The sequence below is a fragment of the Dermacoccus sp. 147Ba genome (assembly GCF_004151355.1).
GTDB classification, from domain to species: Bacteria; Actinomycetota; Actinomycetes; order Actinomycetales; family Dermatophilaceae; genus Dermacoccus; species Dermacoccus abyssi.
In genome coordinates this window covers 265,987-282,975 of record NZ_SEHL01000002.1, presented here as the reverse complement: position 1 = coordinate 282,975, position 16,989 = coordinate 265,987, and the positions used below count along the sequence as shown (strand labels likewise).

General features: G+C 68.7%; 15 protein-coding genes. 1 reads left to right on the top strand and 14 read right to left on the bottom strand.

Features of this window, described 5'->3' with window-relative positions; all coding sequences use genetic code 11:
* Window positions 1–8: 8 nt before the first annotated feature.
* From EVU97_RS03585 to EVU97_RS03530, 12 genes are all read right to left on the bottom strand, one after another.
* Complete coding sequence (locus EVU97_RS03585) at window positions 9–2,798, bottom strand: RNA helicase (protein ID WP_129663574.1); 2,790 nt, start codon at window positions 2,796–2,798, stop codon at window positions 9–11.
* 73 nt (window positions 2,799–2,871) lie between these two features.
* On the bottom strand, window positions 2,872–3,654 hold the full coding sequence (tatC, locus tag EVU97_RS03580; RefSeq protein ID WP_047312844.1) for a twin-arginine translocase subunit TatC: 783 nt from the start codon (window positions 3,652–3,654) through the stop codon (window positions 2,872–2,874).
* Between the two features lie 64 nt (window positions 3,655–3,718).
* Complete coding sequence (gene tatA / locus EVU97_RS03575) at window positions 3,719–3,997, bottom strand: Sec-independent protein translocase subunit TatA (RefSeq protein ID WP_129663572.1); 279 nt, start codon at window positions 3,995–3,997, stop codon at window positions 3,719–3,721.
* Between the two features lie 52 nt (window positions 3,998–4,049).
* Window positions 4,050–4,403 (bottom strand): hypothetical protein, encoded by a 354-nt coding sequence (locus EVU97_RS03570; protein WP_129663570.1) that lies wholly within the window; start codon window positions 4,401–4,403, stop codon window positions 4,050–4,052.
* A complete protein-coding gene (locus tag EVU97_RS03565) occupies window positions 4,400–5,410 on the bottom strand; it encodes a YafY family protein (protein ID WP_225910759.1) in 1,011 nt (336 codons plus the stop codon). Before EVU97_RS03565 ends, EVU97_RS03570 begins: the two co-directional genes overlap by 4 nt.
* On the bottom strand, window positions 5,407–6,444 hold the full coding sequence (locus EVU97_RS03560; protein WP_129663568.1) for a YafY family protein: 1,038 nt from the start codon (window positions 6,442–6,444) through the stop codon (window positions 5,407–5,409). Before EVU97_RS03560 ends, EVU97_RS03565 begins: the two co-directional genes overlap by 4 nt.
* A gap of 142 nt (window positions 6,445–6,586) precedes the next feature.
* Window positions 6,587–7,006 carry an FKBP-type peptidyl-prolyl cis-trans isomerase gene (locus EVU97_RS03555; protein ID WP_047312839.1) on the bottom strand — a complete coding sequence of 140 codons (420 nt, stop codon included), beginning with the start codon at window positions 7,004–7,006 and terminating at the stop codon, window positions 6,587–6,589.
* Between the two features lie 33 nt (window positions 7,007–7,039).
* On the bottom strand, window positions 7,040–8,086 hold the full coding sequence (locus tag EVU97_RS03550; protein WP_129663566.1) for an FKBP-type peptidyl-prolyl cis-trans isomerase: 1,047 nt from the start codon (window positions 8,084–8,086) through the stop codon (window positions 7,040–7,042).
* 78 nt (window positions 8,087–8,164) lie between these two features.
* Window positions 8,165–9,538 carry a Pup--protein ligase gene (gene pafA / locus EVU97_RS03545; RefSeq protein ID WP_118912368.1) on the bottom strand — a complete coding sequence of 458 codons (1,374 nt, stop codon included), beginning with the start codon at window positions 9,536–9,538 and terminating at the stop codon, window positions 8,165–8,167.
* Window positions 9,539–9,589: 51 nt separating this feature from the next.
* Window positions 9,590–9,787: a ubiquitin-like protein Pup gene (locus EVU97_RS03540; protein ID WP_129663564.1), complete on the bottom strand. Its 198-nt coding sequence runs from the start codon at window positions 9,785–9,787 to the stop codon at window positions 9,590–9,592.
* 108 nt (window positions 9,788–9,895) lie between these two features.
* Complete coding sequence (gene dop / locus EVU97_RS03535) at window positions 9,896–11,413, bottom strand: depupylase/deamidase Dop (protein WP_129663562.1); 1,518 nt, start codon at window positions 11,411–11,413, stop codon at window positions 9,896–9,898.
* 52 nt (window positions 11,414–11,465) lie between these two features.
* The gene (locus EVU97_RS03530) at window positions 11,466–13,490 is read right to left on the bottom strand and encodes an MFS transporter (protein WP_240730116.1); all 2,025 of its coding nucleotides are present in this window, start codon (window positions 13,488–13,490) and stop codon (window positions 11,466–11,468) included.
* A 141-nt stretch (window positions 13,491–13,631) separates the two neighbouring features.
* Here EVU97_RS03530 and EVU97_RS03525 point away from each other — a divergent pair, with 141 nt between their 5' ends.
* A complete protein-coding gene (locus tag EVU97_RS03525; protein ID WP_047312834.1) occupies window positions 13,632–14,003 on the top strand; it encodes a DUF3054 domain-containing protein in 372 nt (123 codons plus the stop codon).
* A 73-nt stretch (window positions 14,004–14,076) separates the two neighbouring features.
* Here the strand turns inward: EVU97_RS03525 and arc are convergent, their stop codons facing one another.
* On the bottom strand, window positions 14,077–15,681 hold the full coding sequence (gene arc, locus EVU97_RS03520; protein WP_129663558.1) for a proteasome ATPase: 1,605 nt from the start codon (window positions 15,679–15,681) through the stop codon (window positions 14,077–14,079).
* Between the two features lie 158 nt (window positions 15,682–15,839).
* A complete protein-coding gene (locus tag EVU97_RS03515) occupies window positions 15,840–16,982 on the bottom strand; it encodes a tRNA (adenine-N1)-methyltransferase (RefSeq protein WP_129663556.1) in 1,143 nt (380 codons plus the stop codon).
* Between the last annotated feature and the right edge of the window lie 7 nt (window positions 16,983–16,989).

The window sequence follows — 16,989 nt, the reverse complement described above, 5'->3', positions numbered from 1 at the left end:
TGACGGGTTCAGTCGAGACGGTCGGCCGCCACGACGCCGCGTTGAATGCCGGCGATGGCAGCCTTGGCCGTCTTCGTCAAGCCCTCGTGGTGGGTGGCACCCGCGATCTGATCGAGCAGGTCGACGAGCTGACGGCAGCGTCGCACGAAGTCACCCGCGGTGAGTTCCTCGTCGCGCAGAACGGCCTCGAGCCCCTGGCCCGCCGTCCAGCGGTGAACCGCCCACGCGAGGCCCGCGTCCGGAGCCGCCATTTCGGTGAGGCGGTGCTGCACGAGCGCGTCGTCGATGACCGACCACAGGTTGTGCGTCTCCTCGAGTGCGTCCGCCACGTCCCGGTTGGGCATGCGTGGCGCCTCCCCCACGACGTCGCGCCGCGACTCGTGCACGAGCGCCGAGACGGCGGCAGCCAACGAGGGGGCGTCGAGCTTCTCCCAGATGCCGGCGCGCAGGCACTCGGCCGTGAGCAGATCCTTGTCCGAGTACAGGCGCATGAGCGACGTTCCGCGCTCGGTGAGCGCGAGCCCGCCGTGCTTGGTGTCGTTCGGCTCGAGGTAGTCGAACTCGACGAGCACGTCGCAGATGCGGTCGAACTGCTTGGCGACGGTGTGCGTGCGGTTGTTGATCTTGGAGACGAGCGTGTCGGTCTCGCGGCGCAGTTTCCACCAGCGCTCGGCCCAGCGCGCGTGGTCCTCGCGGTACTCGCACGTGTGGCACGGGTGCGCCCGCAGGCGGCGCTGCAACTCCTCGATCTCGGCCGTGATCGCACGGTCGGGCTCGATGCTCGTGCGACGGATCGGCTTCGGCGGGTCGTGTGGCACCTTGGCCCGCAGCGTTGCGGCGAGGTCGCGGCGCGACTTGGGCGAGCGCGTCGTGAAGCCCTTGGGGATCTGCAGTCGCGTGAGCGGGTCGAGCGGAGCGTCGATGTCGCTCGACGTCACCTGGCGCAGCTGTCCGTCGGCCGTGATGACGCTCGGTGACGGGCCCTCGCGTTTACCGCCACGGTTGGCCTTGACGACGATGGCGAGGCCCTCACGCCGGCCGCTCGGGATGCGCACGACGTCGCCGGGGGCGAGTTCGCCGAGGGACCGATCAGCTGCCGCCCGAACGGCGGCAGCGCGCTTCTTCGCGGCGTTCTTCTCCAGCTCGCTGATACGCCGGCGCATGCCCGCGTACTCGGTGAAGTCACCGAGGTGGCACTGCATGGCCTCCGCGTAGCCCTCGAGGCCCTCCTCGTTCTGACGCAGCTTGCGCGACAGTCCCACGACGCTGCGGTCCGCCTGGAACTGCGCGAACGACGACTCCAGCACTTCGCGGGCACGTTCGCGCCCGACGGTGTGGACGAGGTTGACGGCCATGTTGAACGTCGGGCGGAAACTGGAGCGCAGCGGGTAGGTGCGCCGTGACGCGAGCCCGGCTACGGCCTCTGCTTCGACACCGCGGTTGTAGAGCACGACGGCGTGGCCCTCCACGTCGATGCCGCGACGGCCCGCACGTCCGGTGAGCTGCGTGAACTCGGCCGGCGTGATGTCGACGTGCGACTCGCCGTTGTACTTGACGAGGCGTTCGAGCACGACGCTGCGCGCCGGCATGTTGATGCCGAGGGCCAGCGTCTCCGTCGCGAAGACGGCCTTGATCCGACCCGTGACGAACAGCTCCTCGACGATCTCGCGGAACGTCGGCAGCATGCCGGCGTGATGGGCTGCGAAGCCGCGTGTGAGGCCCTCGACGAAGTCGTGGTAGCCGATGACGGCGAGATCCTGCGTCGGGATGTTCGCGACGCGCTCGGCGACGTACGCGCGGATCGACTCCCCCTCCTCGGGTGAGACGAGCTGCGTGCCGTACCCGAGGAGTTGGGCGACGGCCGCCTCGCAGCCGTTGCGGCTGAAGATGAACGTGATGGCCGGGAGCAACCCGGCGCGATCGAGGGAGTCGATGACGTCGGCGCGGTGCGCGGGGCGGAATGACTCCCCCGGCTTGCTCTGCGGTGCCGGACGCCGACCGCGCCCGCGGCGACCGGACGGAGCCCCCGCGTCGAAGCGGCGTCCACCGCGCGGTCCGCGTGTGATGAGACTGATGCGTTCCAGGAGCCGCGGGTTCACCTTGAGGCGCTTCTCGTCGTCCTGGACGAGCAGGTCGTACATCGAGTGCCCGACCATCATGTGTTGGTAGAGCGGCACCGGCCGGTGCTCGGTGATGACGACGTCGGTGTCGCCGCGCACCTGCTGCATCCAGTCGCCGAACTCCTCGGCGTTGCTCACCGTGGCCGACAGGGCGACGACCTGCACCGACTCGGGCAGGTGAATGAGCACTTCCTCCCAGACGGCGCCGCGGAAACGGTCGGCGAGGTAGTGCACCTCGTCCATGACGACGAAGCCGAGACCGGCGAGCGTCGAGGAGCCGGCGTACAGCATGTTGCGCAGCACCTCGGTCGTCATGACGACGATGGGTGCCTCACCGTTGTGCGAGGTGTCACCGGTGAGCAGGCCGACGTTCTTCTCGCCGTGCTGTTCGACGAGGTCGGCGTACTTCTGGTTGCTCAGGGCCTTGATCGGCGTCGTGTAGAACGCCTTGCGCCCGGTGTGGACGGCGAGGTAGCAGGCGAACTCTCCGACGACGCTCTTGCCCGCACCCGTGGGGGCCGCGACGAGGACGCTGTGCCCCTCCTGGACCGACTGTGCAGCCGCTCGCTGGAACTCGTCCAGCGGGTAGGGCAGCTGCTCGATGAAGTGGCCGAGGTGACTCGAGTCGAACTTCCGGCGTGACGCGGCCTGGGCGAACTTCTCGGCGGGAGACGACATGGTCACCAGGCTATGACACAGGCGGGCCACCGCTCGGTAGCCCGCCTGTGTCGAGTGTTCGTGCCGCGCCCGATCAGAGTGCGGAGGCCTTGTCGTCGCTGATCTCCATCCACTCCGGACGGGACTTCGCCTCCCGTCGGCCTCGAATCTTGTCGAGGACGAGGGCGAGTCCGGCAGAGCCGTAGAAGAGGACGAGCAGCGGTGCCGACAGCAGGAACATCGTCCAGACGTCCGGGGTGGGCGTCATGATGGCCGCAAAGGTGGCGATGACGATGATGGCGAAGCGCCAACCCTTGAGCATCATGCGGCCCGAGAGGATGCCGAGCACGTTGAGTGCCATGAGGAGGATCGGCAGCATGAACGACAGCCCGAACGCGAGAATGAAGCGCGTGACGAACGAGAAGTACTCGGTCGCGCTGGGCAGGTTCGAGGCGTTGTCCGGTGTGGCTCCCAGCAGCAACTCGACCGCGTTCGTGAACGTCTGAGTGCCCATGTAGACACCGCCGGCGAACAGGACGAGGGCGGCACCGATGAAGATGCGCCCCAGGCGCTTTTCCTTCTTCGTGAGGCCGGGCACGAGGAACGCCCAGATCTGCCAGAGCCAGACGGGGCTGGCCACGATGAAGCCGATCCACATCGACACCTTCAACTTGAGGTTGAAGGGGGCCGTGACGCCGTTGAAGTTGACGTCGATGTTCGAACCGGGGTGAAGAGCGGCGATGTCGGTGATCGGCTGCTTCAGGAAGTCGTAGACGTCCTGGTAGACGATCCAACCGACCACGCAGCCGACGAGGATCGCGATGACGGAGACGATCGCGCGGTTGCGAAACTCACGCAGGTGCCCCCCGAGGGACATCCGCGCTTCGGGATTGTCTTTGCGTCGACCGAATCGAGCCACGATGTGCGTGCGGTGCCCGTGCTCAGTAGTCGCGGCGCTCGTCGGCGCGGGTGGCGCCGTCGTGCGGAGCGTTGTCGCGCGGAGCTGCGGCGTCGCGACGCGTGGCCTCGCCCTCGACGGTCTCCGAGGAGGCCTTCGACTGCTTCTCGGTCTTCATCTCGTCGATCTCGCTCTTGAGGATGCGGGAGCTACGGCCGAGGCTCCGTGCCATGTCGGGCAGACGCTTCCAGCCGAGCAGCACGACGATCAGCACGATGAGTACGAGCAGGATCACGGGGTTGTCGAAGAGAGAGCGAAACATGAGCGTCCTTACGAAGAGTGCCACAGCGGCGCGGGGCCACCCGGTCTGATGGTCAGTCTAGAGGACGACGCCAACTGGCCCACACCTGCGTGTGGTCGTCGAGGCGCTCGTCCTTGTGCCGCTCACGGGCTCTGCGCAGTTGGTCGCGCCAATGGGAGGCGGGCTTGTCCCACGCCAATTCGTCGGCCCCGGAACGAACCACGAGCTCACCGCTCCCCCGTGTGGCCACCGCGGCGCGAGCCTTGTCCGCCTCGTCGCGGGCGGTTTGGGTGCGATCCAGCGCGTCACTCACGGTGCGACCGAAGTCACGTGCGTGGGGCCACACCTTCCACACGCGTCTCGCGAGGTAGGCGAAGGCCACGGCCCAGAAGATCACCCAGAAGATGATCCACGACCACCACGTCACAGCGCCCGCGCCGTCTGGGACGGGTCGACACCGTAGGCCTCGAGCGCGCGGCGAGCCTCGTCGGCGACGTCGTCCGTGAGCGAGGCGGGACGCAGCACGCGGGCGGCACCGCCGAGCTGCAGCAGCAGGCGGCGCAGCCATCGGCCGTCACCCACGTACAGCGTGACGTCGAGATACTCGCCGGAGCGCTCGACGTCGTGGCACGGGTAGTAGTCGGCCACCCAGGCCGCTTCGGGCGCGAGCCTGATGCGAGCGCTCGGGTCGGAGTCGTTGGGGGCGAAGAATCCACGCGAGAGGTCCGTCGTGGCGGCGTCGGTGGGCACCGTTGCGGCAGCGTCGAGCACCTGGACCGACTCCACCCGGTCGAGACGGAACATGCGCACGTCCTGCGCGCGGTGGCACCAGCCCTCGAGGTACCAATGACCCTCGGTGTTGAGCAGCCGCATCGGGTCGACGTCGCGCTCGGTCATCTCGTCACGGGACGGTACGACGTAGCGCAGGTGCACGCGTCGGGAGGCGTCGAGCGCCTCGCGCAGCAGGCGCAGCACCTCGTCGCCGTCGCGTTCGAGGCTGACGCGCACCCGGTTGCTCGGATCGCCGCTCTCCCCCGTCGCCTCGACGAGTTTGGCGAGTGCACGGTCCACGGCGTCGCGTTCGGTGAGGCCGGGAACATCGAGCAACGTGCGCAGACCGACGGTGAGAGCGAGTGCCTCGTCGCGCGTGAAGCGCAGCGGTTTGGCGATCGTGTCGGCGTTGCGCACGTAGACGTAGCCCTCCTCCCATTCGGCCTCGATGAGGTCGTCGGGCATGTGGCCCGGTGTGCCGCACACGAAGAGGAGGGCGAGGTCGGCCTCGATCTGCTTGCGGCTCACGCCGAGGGTGCGTGCCGCCTGCTCGATGTCGATGCCCTGACGGCCCATGAGCCACGGCACCATGGTCAGCAGGCGCGCGAGACGGGTGGTTGCGGCCTCGCCGGAGATCGGCATGGGGGTGGTGGACTCGCTCATACCCGCTCCTCCTGGTGATCCGCAGCGGCGAATGTTGCCTCGCTCGACGTCGCGTCGCTCGTCATCGCCTGCAGCGCGCCCGTCAGGCGGCGGATCACGGCGTCGCGCAGCTCGAGTGGCTGCTCGACGAGCACGTCAGCGCCGAAGGAAGCCACCTCGTCGGCCAGCACACCGAGGTCGGCGTACTCGATGTCGACGAGCTGCCACTCGTCGTCGACGACGCCGACGGTGCGGGCGCGACGCACGAGCGAGTGACCGCGTTCGATGCGCACCCGCAGCACGGCGGGCGCCCAGTCGGCCACGCGCTCGGTGCCGGCGATCATCGAGTGCGCGTCGTGATCGGCGGGCACCTCGTAGCTACCGGGCTTGCCGACCTTGCGCACGGCGCCGTCGATCCGGGAGAGCCGGAAGACGCGGGGTGCGTCACGGTCGGTGTCGAAACCCGTGACGTACCAGTGGCCCCTGCGGTTGGTGACGGTCCAGGGCTGCAGCGAGCGGCGCGTCGACTCTCCCCCACCCTTGCGGTAGTCGAAGGTGATGGCGCACCGCTCCATGACGGCGTCCTTGACGGCCTCGAAGGCGGGCTCGGCCGTGCGGATGCGCGGCTCCAGCCCGACCACGGAAGCGGCGTCGTGCTCGATGTCGAGCGCTTCGAGCTTGCGCAGGGCCGCCGCGGCGGGGCCGGCGAGGCTCGCCTGCTGCCACGCGCGTGAGGCGAGACCGAGGACGGCGAGCTCGTCGGCGTCGAAGTGCAGGTCGGGCAGTTCGTACTCGCGCCGATCGATGCGGTAGCCCGTCTCGTCCTCGAAGAACGTGTCGATGTGCTCGGTGCGCAGCGGGATGCCGAGATCGCGCAACTCGTCCTTGTCGCGCTCGAACATGCGGTCGAAGGCCTCGTCGTTGGGCGCGTCGGCGTACTGACGCACCGCCTGCCGGATGGCCGATTTCGTCAGCGCGCGGCGCGTGTAGAGCAACGCGATGACGAGGTTGAGCAGGCGTTCGGTCTTGGCTTCGGGCGTCGAGCGTGAGGCCACCGCGTGCCACCTTTCTGCCGAGGTCTCGTGACGGCTGCAGGCGCGTCACACCGAGTGAGGATACTCGTTCTTTCGCACACATGTGCGACGAGGCCCCGTTTCCGCGCGTGGCGGAAACGGGGCCTCGTCATGAGTGCTTCGCTCAGCGAATGCCGAACGAGCGACCGGCGCCCGGCTTGTTCGTCGAGACGAGGTCGACGACGAAGATGAGCGTCTCGTTGGGCTTGATCGCGGCGCCCGCGCCGCGCTCGCCGTAACCGAGGTGCGGCGGGATCGTGATCTTGCGGCGACCGCCGACCTTCATGCCGAGCAGGCCCTGGTCCCAGCCCTGGATGACCTGGCCGACGCCGACCTGGAACTCGAGCGGCTCACCGCGGTTCCACGAGGCGTCGAACTCCTCGCCCGTGGACCACGAGACGCCGACGTAGTGCGCCTTGATGATGTTGCCGGGCTCTGCGGTGGCGCCGTCGCCCTCCCAGATGTCCTCGAGGACGAGCTCGCTCGGCGGGTTGTCACCCGGGAAGTCGATCTCCGGCTTTTCGGTGTTCGGGTCGAAGCCCATGTGAATCTCCTTGAGTCCGTTCGTGATGATGCGTCAGTTGGCCGCGAGGATGTCGACGACGAAGACGAGGGTGTCGGTGGGCTGGATGCCCGCCTGCGGGTTGCCCTGAGCGCCGTAGCCGTCGGCCGGCGGCACGACCACGAGCACTCGGCTGCCGACCTTCTTGCCGACCAGGGCCTTGTCCCAGCCCGTGATGACCTGCTTCTTGCCGATGACGAAGACCGACGGGTTGGGCGCGTCGGGGTGCTTGGCCGTGGCGTCGAAGACGGTGTTCTTGCCCCAGATCTGGCCCGTGTAGGTGACCGCGATGGAGTCGCCCGACTTGACGGTGTCACCCTCACCTTCGACAAGCGTCGAGGTCTTGAGTGACGTGGGTGCCTTGGCGCCCTTCGGCATCGTGATGGCCGCCTGCTTGCCCGCACCGGCGGGAACCTTGACGGTCGGCATCCCGGATTCTGCGGGCTTGCTCGTGCCCTTGGCCTCGGTCAGGGGCGTGTCGACACCCTTGATGTCCATGTAGAGCACGAGGTTGTCGTTGGAACCGATGCCGAGGTTCTGGTTACCGGCCTTGCCGAACGCCTGCCCGGACGGCAGGGAGATGACGACCTTCGAGCCTTCCTTCTTCCCCTTCAGCTGGGTGAGGAGGCCCGGGAGGTTGTTGTTGTCGGCCATGTTGAAGCTCGGCACCGTCTCCCCGAACGTCGAACCGAGCGTCTTGCCGGTGGTGCCGTTGACCATGACGAAGTCGGCCTTGACGAAGTCCTTGTCTCCGATGGCCTTGCCCTTGCCCTCGGAGAGCACCTTGGTCGTCGCGGACTTCGTGCCGAAGGGCAGCTTGTCCTTCGCAATGGAGACGGTGGGCTTCTTGGCGTTCTTCGTGTCGACCTTGACGTCGGAGACGTTGCCCTTCGTCGCGGGCGAGGCGAGGCCGGACGACGAGGAGGACGAGGGCGACGACGATGCCGACGAGCTACCGGAGCCCGAACCCGACGAGGAAGCCTTGGACGAGTCGTCGCCGCAACCTGCGAGGAAGACGACCGGGAGGACGGCGAGGGCGAACAGACGCTTGGGGGAAGACACGCAGAAAAGTCCTAGCAGTGGGAAGTGAGTCCGGCCCACGATAACGCGTGGACCTCGCGACGACCTGTGCGTGGGCCGTCACAGAGGCGTGGAGAGGCTGTCGATGAGGCGCTCGACGCGGGCGTCCTCGGCGAGGAACGGGTCCTTGCACATGATGGTGCGCCCGGCCTGGTCGTTGAGCTTGAGGTGCACCCAGTCGACGGTGAAGTCGCGCCCGGCCGCACGGGCCTCGCGCACGAAGTCGCCGCGCAGCTTGGCGCGCGTCGTCTGGGGCGGCGTCGTCACGGCGGCGGCGATGCGCTCGTCATCGACGAGGCGACGCGCGCGCCCGGCCTTCTCGAGCATGCCGAACAGGCCGCGGCCCCGACGGATGTCGTGGAAGGTGAGGTCGAGTTGTGCCATGCGCGGGTCGTCGAGTTCGAGGCCGTGGCGCGTGGCGTAGTCGGTGAGCAGCCGACGCTTGATGACCCACTCGATCTCGGTCTCTACGCTCGAGAAGTCCTGGCTCTCAACGGCGTCGAGAGCGCGCTCCCACAGGTCGAGCACGAGCTCGACGGACGGGTCAGGGTCGCCTTCGCGCTCGACGAACGCCTTGGAGCGTTCGAGGAACAGCCGCTGCATCGCGAGCGCCGTCATCGAGGTGCCGCCTTGGAGGTCGATGACGGCCTGGCCGGTCGGGTCGGCCGAGACGTCACGGATGGCCTTGACCTGGTTGGCCAGGTGCATGCGCGGGAACGACTCCCCTGCCTCGATGAGGCGCAGGACGAGGTGCGCGGCGCCGACCTTGAGCAGCGTCGTCGTCTCGCTCATCGTCGAGTCGCCGACGATGACGTGGAGGCGGCGGAAGCGTGCCGAGTCGGCGTGCGGTTCGTCGCGGCTGTTGATGATGGGCCGTGATCGGGTCGTGGCGCTCGAGAAGCCGTCCCAGATGTGTTCGGCGCGTTGGGTGAGGTTGAAGACGGTGCGTCCGTCGCGCTGCAGGAGCTTGCCCGCGCCGGTGATGAGCTGGCGCGAGACGAGGAACGCGACGAGCACCTCCGAGATGCGGTTCATGTCGGTGCTGCGCTCGAGCAGGAGGTTCTCGTGGCAGCCGTAGGAGTTGCCCGCGGAGTCGGTGTTGTTCTTGAAGACGTAGATCGAGCCCTCGACGCCGTCCTCGGCGAGGCGCTCCTGCGCCTCACTCGTCATGTCGTCGAGGATGCGCTCACCCGCGCGGTCGTGGGCGACGAGGTCGAGCAGCGTGTCGCACTCGGCCGTCGCGTACTCGGGGTGGGCACCGACATCGAGGTAGAGGCGTGAGCCGTTGTCGAGGAAGACGTTGCTCGAACGCCCCCAGGCCACGACCTTGCGGAACAGGGCGCGGCTCACTTCGTCAGGGGTGAGCCGACGCTGGCCGTTCGTGGTCGCGGTGACCCCGAACTCGGTCTCGAGGCCGTAGATGCGGCGTTCCATGGGTGCTCCCGGGGTGCGTGCGAGGTGGAGGTGAGGGGGCTCAGCGAGCCGTCACTCGCCGCCCTTCTGGACGAAGCCGGAGACGAACTCGCTCGCGTTCGACTCGAGGACGCCGTCGATCTCGTCGAGCATCGAGTCGATGTCGCTCGTGTTCGACTCCCGTGTCACCTGGGCCTGACCGGCCTCGTCGGCGCCGTCGAAGTCGTCGCCGCTGCCGCCGCGCTTGCCGAACTGCTGCTGGTCGCTCATCGTGTACTCCTTCGTCGCCGGCCGCGCTCACGCCGTGTGGCCGTGGCGCGCCTGTGGTCGCTTCGCCACCACCCTAGTTCGCCGCAGGGGCGCGGGCAGGGGTAACCCTCAGCGCACCACCTTGTCGTCGCCGACCCGCTCGAGCAGCTCGGCGACGCCCCCGTCGAACCAACCGTCGGTCGAGCCCGCGTCACCGGCGAAGGGCTCGGGCATCGTGACGCGGGTGTAGCTCGACGGCTGCGCGGTGCGGTAGACCATCGCGTCCCAGGACGCCGACGCCACGTCGTCACCAAAGGCCTCGATGCTCTTGCCGCGCAACCACGCTCGCGTGTCGCGGGGCGGTTCGACGACGGCCTGGGCGAGTTCGTCGTCGGAGAACAGGCGGGTGAAACGCCCGCCGCGTTCGAGGGTGTGGAACACGCCCTTGTCGGCGCGAACGTCGGACCACTGGATGTCGAGAGCGCGCAGGCGCGGATCGTCCCAGCCTGTGCCGTGGCGCGCGATGAAGCCCTCCATGACGCTCCTCTTGGCGACCCAGTCGAGATCCTTCGTGAGCGTCATCGGGTCGGCGCGCAGGGCGTCGTGCACGCGCGTCCAGTGCTCGAAGACCTCGCTCGTGGCGTCGGCGATCGGGTCGTTGCCGCGGCGGGTCCACCATGCGTGGGTTGCGTCGCGGTACATCTCGAGCAGGTCGAGGGCCGTGACCGTGCGCCCGTCGACGAGTTCGTACTCCTGCGCGAGCGACACGTCGTGGCTGACGGCGCGCAGGGTCGCCACCGGCTGTTTGACGATGACGCCCGGCAGCGCCTCGTCCTCGAGGGCGCCGATGACGAGGCTCGTCATGCCCATCTTGAGCAGGTTCGCGACGTCGGCGTGGTTGGCGTCGCCGACGATGACGTGCAGGCGCCGGTACTTCGTGTGGTCGGCGTGCGGTTCGTCGCGCGAGTTGACGATCGGGCGGCGCAGCGTGGTCTCGAGGGCGACCTCGGTCTCGAAGTAGTCGGCGCGCTGCGTCAACTGGAAACCGGCACGCTCCGACTCCTGGCCGATACCGACACGACCGCTTCCGGTGATCACCTGCCGGGCAATGAAGAACGGCGTCATGCCGGCGACGACGCGCGCCCACGGCACCTCGCGGCGCAGGAGGTAGTTCTCGTGGGTGCCGTACGAGGCGCCTTGGCCGTCGACGTTGTTCTTGTAGAGCTGCGTTGCGCCGTCCGGGTGCTCCGCGAGGAGTTCGGCCGCGCGACGCATGACGAGTTCGCCCGCTCGGTCGTAGCGCACGGCGTCACGCGGGTTCGAGACCTCCGGCGAGCTGTACTCGGGGTGCGCGTGGTCGACGTAGAGCCGGGCGCCGTTGGCGAGCACGACGTTGGCGAAGCTGGGGTCGGCCTCGTCGGTCAGCTGGCTCTCGTGCGCCACCTCGCGGGCGATGTCGTAGCCGCGCTGGTCGCGCAGCGGCGACTCGTCGCTGTAGTCCCAGCGGCTCTGCGCGGCGTTGAGCCCGACGGCGTCGGCGTAGGCACGCACGACCTGCCCGGACAGCACCATCGGCGTCGTGCGCGTGTCCCCCGGACGCAGGACGCCGTACTCGGTTTCGATGCCCATGATGCGCTGAACGGTCATGGGATCAACCCTAGTGCCGGCCCCATCTCGCGGCGGGGGCCGGCGCGAAACGTCACGCAGTCGCGTTGACGTGCAGACGGTGGCTGCTCGCGAGCTCGAGTTCGATGTCCTGAGGCTGTGTCAGGACGGTGAGGCCACGCGCCGCCGACTCCCCTCGCTCCTCGCAGAGCGCGGTGACGACGTAGCGACCGCTCGGCGGCAGCGACATCTCGAAACGGCCTTCGGCGTCAGTGCGCGTGGCCGCCTGATACTCGCCCGAGTGCTTGAGCAGCGTCACGGGCAGGTCGGCGGTCGGCCCGCCGCTGGAGACGACGGTGCCCGTGAGCAGCAGTGGCCGCGACAGCGTGAACTGCGGCAGCTCCGGTCCCGTGACGTCGACGAACTGCGAGCGCGTGGCCCACCCGTCGGCCGACGCCACGAGGACGTAGTGACCGGCCCCCGGGAGGGCGAGTCGGTAGCGGCCGTCCTCGTCGACGCGGCCCCAGTCGAGGTGGGCGCCGTCGGGGGCGAGGGCTGTGACGACGCCGCGACGCAGGGGACACCCGCCCAGGTCGGTGAGCACGCCGGAGGCGACGACGTCGCGGTTGTCGCCCGCACGGACATCGCTGCTCGTGGCGCGCGTGGGCGCCTCAGCGCTCCCGGCCCCCTCCTCGCGCGCGGGCACGGCCCGCGGCGCAACAGCTGCCTTGGGCACGAAGCCGGCCACGAGCGCCGACGCCAGCGAGGCGAGTGCAGCCATGACGAAGACCGTCTTGAAGCCGTCGAGTTTCGGCACCTCGTGGCCGGCCAGCGAGAACGACATGCTCGTGAGCACCGCGGCAACGGCGGCCGACGACGTCGAGGTGCCGATCGAGCGCAGCAGCGTGTTGAGACCGTTCGCGGCGGCCGTCTCGGTGATCGGCACCGAGCGCATGATGAGCGTCGGCATCGCCGCATAGGCGATGGCGGTGGCGGCGCTGCACAGCGTCGCACCGAGCACGACCTGCCACACGGAGCCGGTGAGGAACACGCGCATGCCGTAGGCGAGCGCCAGCGTCGTGGCACCGACGATGAGCGTCGTCCGGGCCCCGAAGCGCTTCGTGATGCCGGCGCTCACGGGCGACAGGAAGACCATGGCGAGACCGCCCGGCAGCATCGCGATGCCCGCGGCGATGAGTGAGAGGCCGAAGCCGTAACCGGTGGCTTCCGGCATCTGCAACTGCTGCGTCGTCGTCATCATGTTGGCGTACATGGCGAAGCCGATGAGCAGGGACGCCGCGTTGGTCAGGAGTACGGGGCGTCGGGCCGAGGTGCGAAGGTCGACCATCGGTGAGCGGTGACGCAGCTCCAAGGGCGCCCACGCCGCGAGGATGGCGACGCTTGCGGCGAGCCCGAGGATCACCTTCTCGCTCGTCCATCCCCAGTGTCCGCCCTTCGTGATGGGCACGAGGAGGCACAGCAACGCAGCCGACAGGAGCAGCGCACCGACGAGGTCGAACGAGCCCGATGACTTCACCTTGGATTCGGGCACGACGAGCACGACGCCGAGGAACATGAGGGCGGCCGACGCACCGGAGACCCAGAAAACCATGTGCCAGCTGAAGTGCTCGACGAGGACGCCGGCCAGCGGCAGACCGATGGCGGAGCCGATGCCGAGGGTGGCGCTCATCGTGGCGACCGCTCCCCCGACGCGTTCGCGGGGCAGTTCGTCGCGTAGGATGCTGATGCCGATGGGAATCATCGCGGCGCCCACACCCTGGAGGGCGCGAGCTGTGATGAGGGCGGCGAGACCGTCACCCAGGGCGCCGAGAAGCGATCCGGCGATGACGAACCCGAGCGAGACGAGCATGATGCGCCGCTTGCCGACCATGTCGGCCAGGCGCGCGAGGATCGGCGTTGCCACGGCTCCTGCGAGCAGCGTTGCGGTGACGAGCCAGGCCGCGTTCTCCGCGCTCGTGTCGAGCAACGTCGGCCACTCCGGGATGAGCGGTACGACGAGCGTCTGCTGGAGCGCCACGACCGTGCCGGCCACACACAACACGGCGACGACGAGACTTTGGCGGGTGGATCTCGCCGTTGCGGCGTGGCGGGCGGTCACAGGGCTCCTCATCGGTGGTGGCGTATTGATAATCAATATAAAAGGGTGGGGAGCCCGTGTCATCTCGGCGGGACGGAACGAGGCTCAGCTCACGCTCGGACAGGCCGAAGGCGGCACGAGCGGTCGCGATAGCGTGAGGCCATGCCTGCCGCCCTCGCTCCGGTTCTCGACCTCGTCATCGTTCTCGTCTTCTCGGCCACCGGCCGACGTAACCACGGCGAAACGGGTGCGCTCGAGGGCGTACTGACGACAGCATGGCCCTTCCTCGTGGGCGCCTGCGTGGGGTGGGCCATCGTGCTCGTCGCCCGACGTTCGTTGCTCGCGGGCAAGGCCCTGACGGGCGGCGTCGTCGTGTGGCTCTCGACGATCGTCGTCGGCATGCTGCTGCGTCAGCTCAGCGACCAGGGCACCGCGATCTCGTTCGTCATCGTCTCGCTCGTCTTCAACGGGTTCTTCATGCTCGGCTGGCGTGCCCCCGTCGCTTTCCTCGAGCGTCGCCGCGCCCACGCCTGAGCCGCTCGACAACAGTGAACCTCCCCGACCACGGACGGTCGGGGAGGTTCACTGCGTTCCGGGAAGGCGCCGGTCAGTTCTTGTCGGCGAGGGTGCGGATGTCGACGATCCGCTCGCCGCGACGGCCGGAGATGCGCGCCCAGTCGTCGGGGTTGCTCGTGCCCGGCAGGTCCTCGTTCTCTCGGAACTCGTCATGGCACGCGGCGAGGACGAACTCGCGCGTGATGCCGCGCTCGCCGTTCGTGATGAGCGCCTTGATGGCGAACTTCTTCGCGCGGTCGACGATGTTTTGGATCATCGCGCCGCTGGCGAAGTCCGCGAAGTAGAGCGTCTCGCGGCTGCCGTCGGCGTACGTGGCCTCGAGATAGGCGTGGGCGTCGTCGCGGGCGTACAACTCCCCCACCGCGGCGTCGATGAGCGCCTCGGCCGTCGCGCCCGCGTCACCGTCGTGCTTGGCGAGTTCGCTCTCGTGGAACGGCAACGCGGCCGTGAGGTACTTGCCGAAGATGTCGCGGCCCGCATCGGCGTCGGGACGCTCGATGCGGATCTTCACGTCGAGACGGCCCGGGCGTAGGATGGCCGGGTCGATCATGTCCTCACGGTTGCTCGCACCGATGACGATGACGTTCTCCAAGCTCTCCACACCGTCGATCTCCGCGAGCAACTGCGGCACGATCGTCGTCTCGACGTCGGAACTCACGCCTGCGCCGCGGATGCGGAACAGCGACTCCATCTCGTCGAAGAAGACGACGACCGGAGTACCCGAGCTCGCCACCTCGCGGGCGCGCTGGAACAGCACGCGGATGTGACGCTCGGTCTCACCGACGTACTTGTTGAGCAGCTCCGGGCCCTTGATGTTGAGGAAGTAGCTCGCCTGGTCGCTCGTGCCCTGGCGCTGCGCCACCTGCTTGGCCAGGGACGCGGCCACGGCCTTCGCGATGAGCGTCTTGCCGCATCCGGGCGGGCCGTAGAGCAGGACGCCCTTGGGCGGGCGCAGGTGGTGTTCGGTGTAGAGGTCGGAGTGCAGGAACGGCAGCTCGACGGAGTCGCGGATCGTCTCGATCTGTCCCGCGAGGCCACCGATGTCGGTGTAGTCGATGTCCGGCACCTCTTCGAGTGCGAGGTCGGCCACCTCGGCCTTCGTCACGCGTTCGAGCACGAAACCGCTCTTCGGTTCGAACAGAAGGGCATCGCCGGGGCGCACCGTGAGCTCGGCCAGCGGGCCGGCGGTGCGCACGACGCGCTCCTCGTCGTTCGACGTGGCGATGAGTAGACGCCCGTCCTCGAGCGTCTCCTTGAGCGTGACGATCTCGCCGGCCTTCTCGAATCCGAGCACCTTCACGATGTTCATGGCCTCGTTGACCATGACTTCCTGGCCGGGGCGAAGGTCCTCGGCCTTGAGGGTCGGCGAGTACGAGACGAGCATCTTGCGGCCCATGTAGAAGATGTCGGCGCTGCCGTCCCCGTGGGCGGCGATGACCGTCGCGTAGTTGTTCGGCGGCTGCGCGAGCCGGTCGATCTCGCTCTTCATCGAGGAGATCTGCTCGCGGGCGTCCTTGAGCGTGCGCACGAGGCGCTCGTTCTGCGCAGAGATGGTCGACAGGTTGGAGCGCAACTGACGCACGTCGGCGTCGGTGGGCTTTGACGTGTCGCTCGGGTCGAACTGCGGGACGCTCATCGCCGCTCGTCCTCCTTCGAAGCCGGGGTGGCGCGTCGAGCGCGCCTTTTCGCCCACCCTATCGAGCAGGGCTCGCCGGGTAGAGCGAACCCCCGGCGCCGACGTGCGGCATCCGGGGGTTTCGCTGAGGTCAGCCGACGAACCTCGGCGGGGACGCGTCAGTCCTGGTCGGTGACGACGCCGTCCGTCGCGTCGGCCTCGTCACGCGGCTCGTCGTCGATGGACGCGCCCGACTCGGCTGCGAGCGCCTGCGCGGTCGGGGTGTTCTCGAAGGAGCGCACGAGCTTGCGCATCTTCTTGTCGGAGACGGGGCGCTCGCCGACGGCGTCCGGGGTCCACGCGTCGTCCGGCGTCTGCGGCGGGTTGCCGTTGTCCGTGGCGCCGCCTCCGGCAGAGCCCCCGCCGTAGGCGCCCTTGGCCGGGCGACGCTTGCGCAGCGGGGCCTCGACGCCGTCCGCGAGACGGCGCGTGGAGATGAGGAAGCCGGTGTGGGCGTGCATACGGTGTTCGGGGCGCACCGCGAGACCTTCGAGGTGCCAGCCGCGCACGAGGCTCTCCCATGCCTGCGGTTCGGTGAAGCCACCGTGCTCGCGGGTGGCCTCCGCGACGCGCGACAACTGGGTCGCCGTGGCCACGTAACAGATGAGGACGCCGCCGGGGGCGAGCGCGTCGTAGGCCACCTCGAGGCACTCCCACGGCGCGAGCATGTCGAGCACGACGCGGTCGATCGTGCCGGCCTCCACGGTCTGCGGGAGCATGTCGACGAGGTCACCGATCGTGATGCTCCACGCCGGGTGGTCGGTGCCGAAGAACTCGCGCGCGTTGCCGGCGGCGATGGCGGCGAAGTCCTCACGACGCTCGAACGAGTAGACACGGCCGTGCTCGCCGACCGAACGTAGCAGCGACATCGACAGGGCGCCCGAACCGACACCGGCCTCGACCACGCGAGCGCCGGGGAAGACATCGGCCATGGTGACGATCTGGCCGGCGTCCTTGGGGTAGACGACGGCGGCGCCGCGCGGCATCGACATGACGTAGTCGGACAGCAGAGGACGCAGGGCGAGGTACTCGACGCCGGCGGTGTTCGTGATGGTGACGCCGTCGGGCGAGCCGATGAGGTCGTCGTGGCGCACGAAGCCGCGGTGGGTGTGGAACTGCTTGCCCGGCGTCAGCGTGATCGTGTGCATGCGGCCCTTGGGGTCGGTGAGCTGGATGCGCTCACCCTCGCGGAAGGGGCCGCGGCGGTACTCGGCTCCCGTGGGTGCGGCGGGAAGGTCGGACGGGCGATCGGCGTCGGTCATGCCGAGA

Coding starts and splice junctions, on each gene's coding strand:
- arc (WP_129663558.1), bottom strand. CDS start 15,681: ATGAGCGTCCCGCAGTTCGACCCGAGCGACACGTCAAAGCCCACCGAC.
- tatA (WP_129663572.1), bottom strand. CDS start 3,997: ATGTTTCGCTCTCTCTTCGACAACCCCGTGATCCTGCTCGTACTCATC.
- EVU97_RS03565 (WP_225910759.1), bottom strand. CDS start 5,410: ATGAGCGAGTCCACCACCCCCATGCCGATCTCCGGCGAGGCCGCAACC.
- tatC (WP_047312844.1), bottom strand. CDS start 3,654: ATGTCCCTCGGGGGGCACCTGCGTGAGTTTCGCAACCGCGCGATCGTC.
- dop (WP_129663562.1), bottom strand. CDS start 11,413: ATGACCGTTCAGCGCATCATGGGCATCGAAACCGAGTACGGCGTCCTG.
- EVU97_RS03525 (WP_047312834.1), top strand. CDS start 13,632: ATGCCTGCCGCCCTCGCTCCGGTTCTCGACCTCGTCATCGTTCTCGTC.
- pafA (WP_118912368.1), bottom strand. CDS start 9,538: ATGGAACGCCGCATCTACGGCCTCGAGACCGAGTTCGGGGTCACCGCG.
- EVU97_RS03540 (WP_129663564.1), bottom strand. CDS start 9,787: ATGAGCGACCAGCAGCAGTTCGGCAAGCGCGGCGGCAGCGGCGACGAC.
- EVU97_RS03555 (WP_047312839.1), bottom strand. CDS start 7,006: ATGGGCTTCGACCCGAACACCGAAAAGCCGGAGATCGACTTCCCGGGT.
- EVU97_RS03515 (WP_129663556.1), bottom strand. CDS start 16,982: ATGACCGACGCCGATCGCCCGTCCGACCTTCCCGCCGCACCCACGGGA.
- EVU97_RS03585 (WP_129663574.1), bottom strand. CDS start 2,798: ATGTCGTCTCCCGCCGAGAAGTTCGCCCAGGCCGCGTCACGCCGGAAG.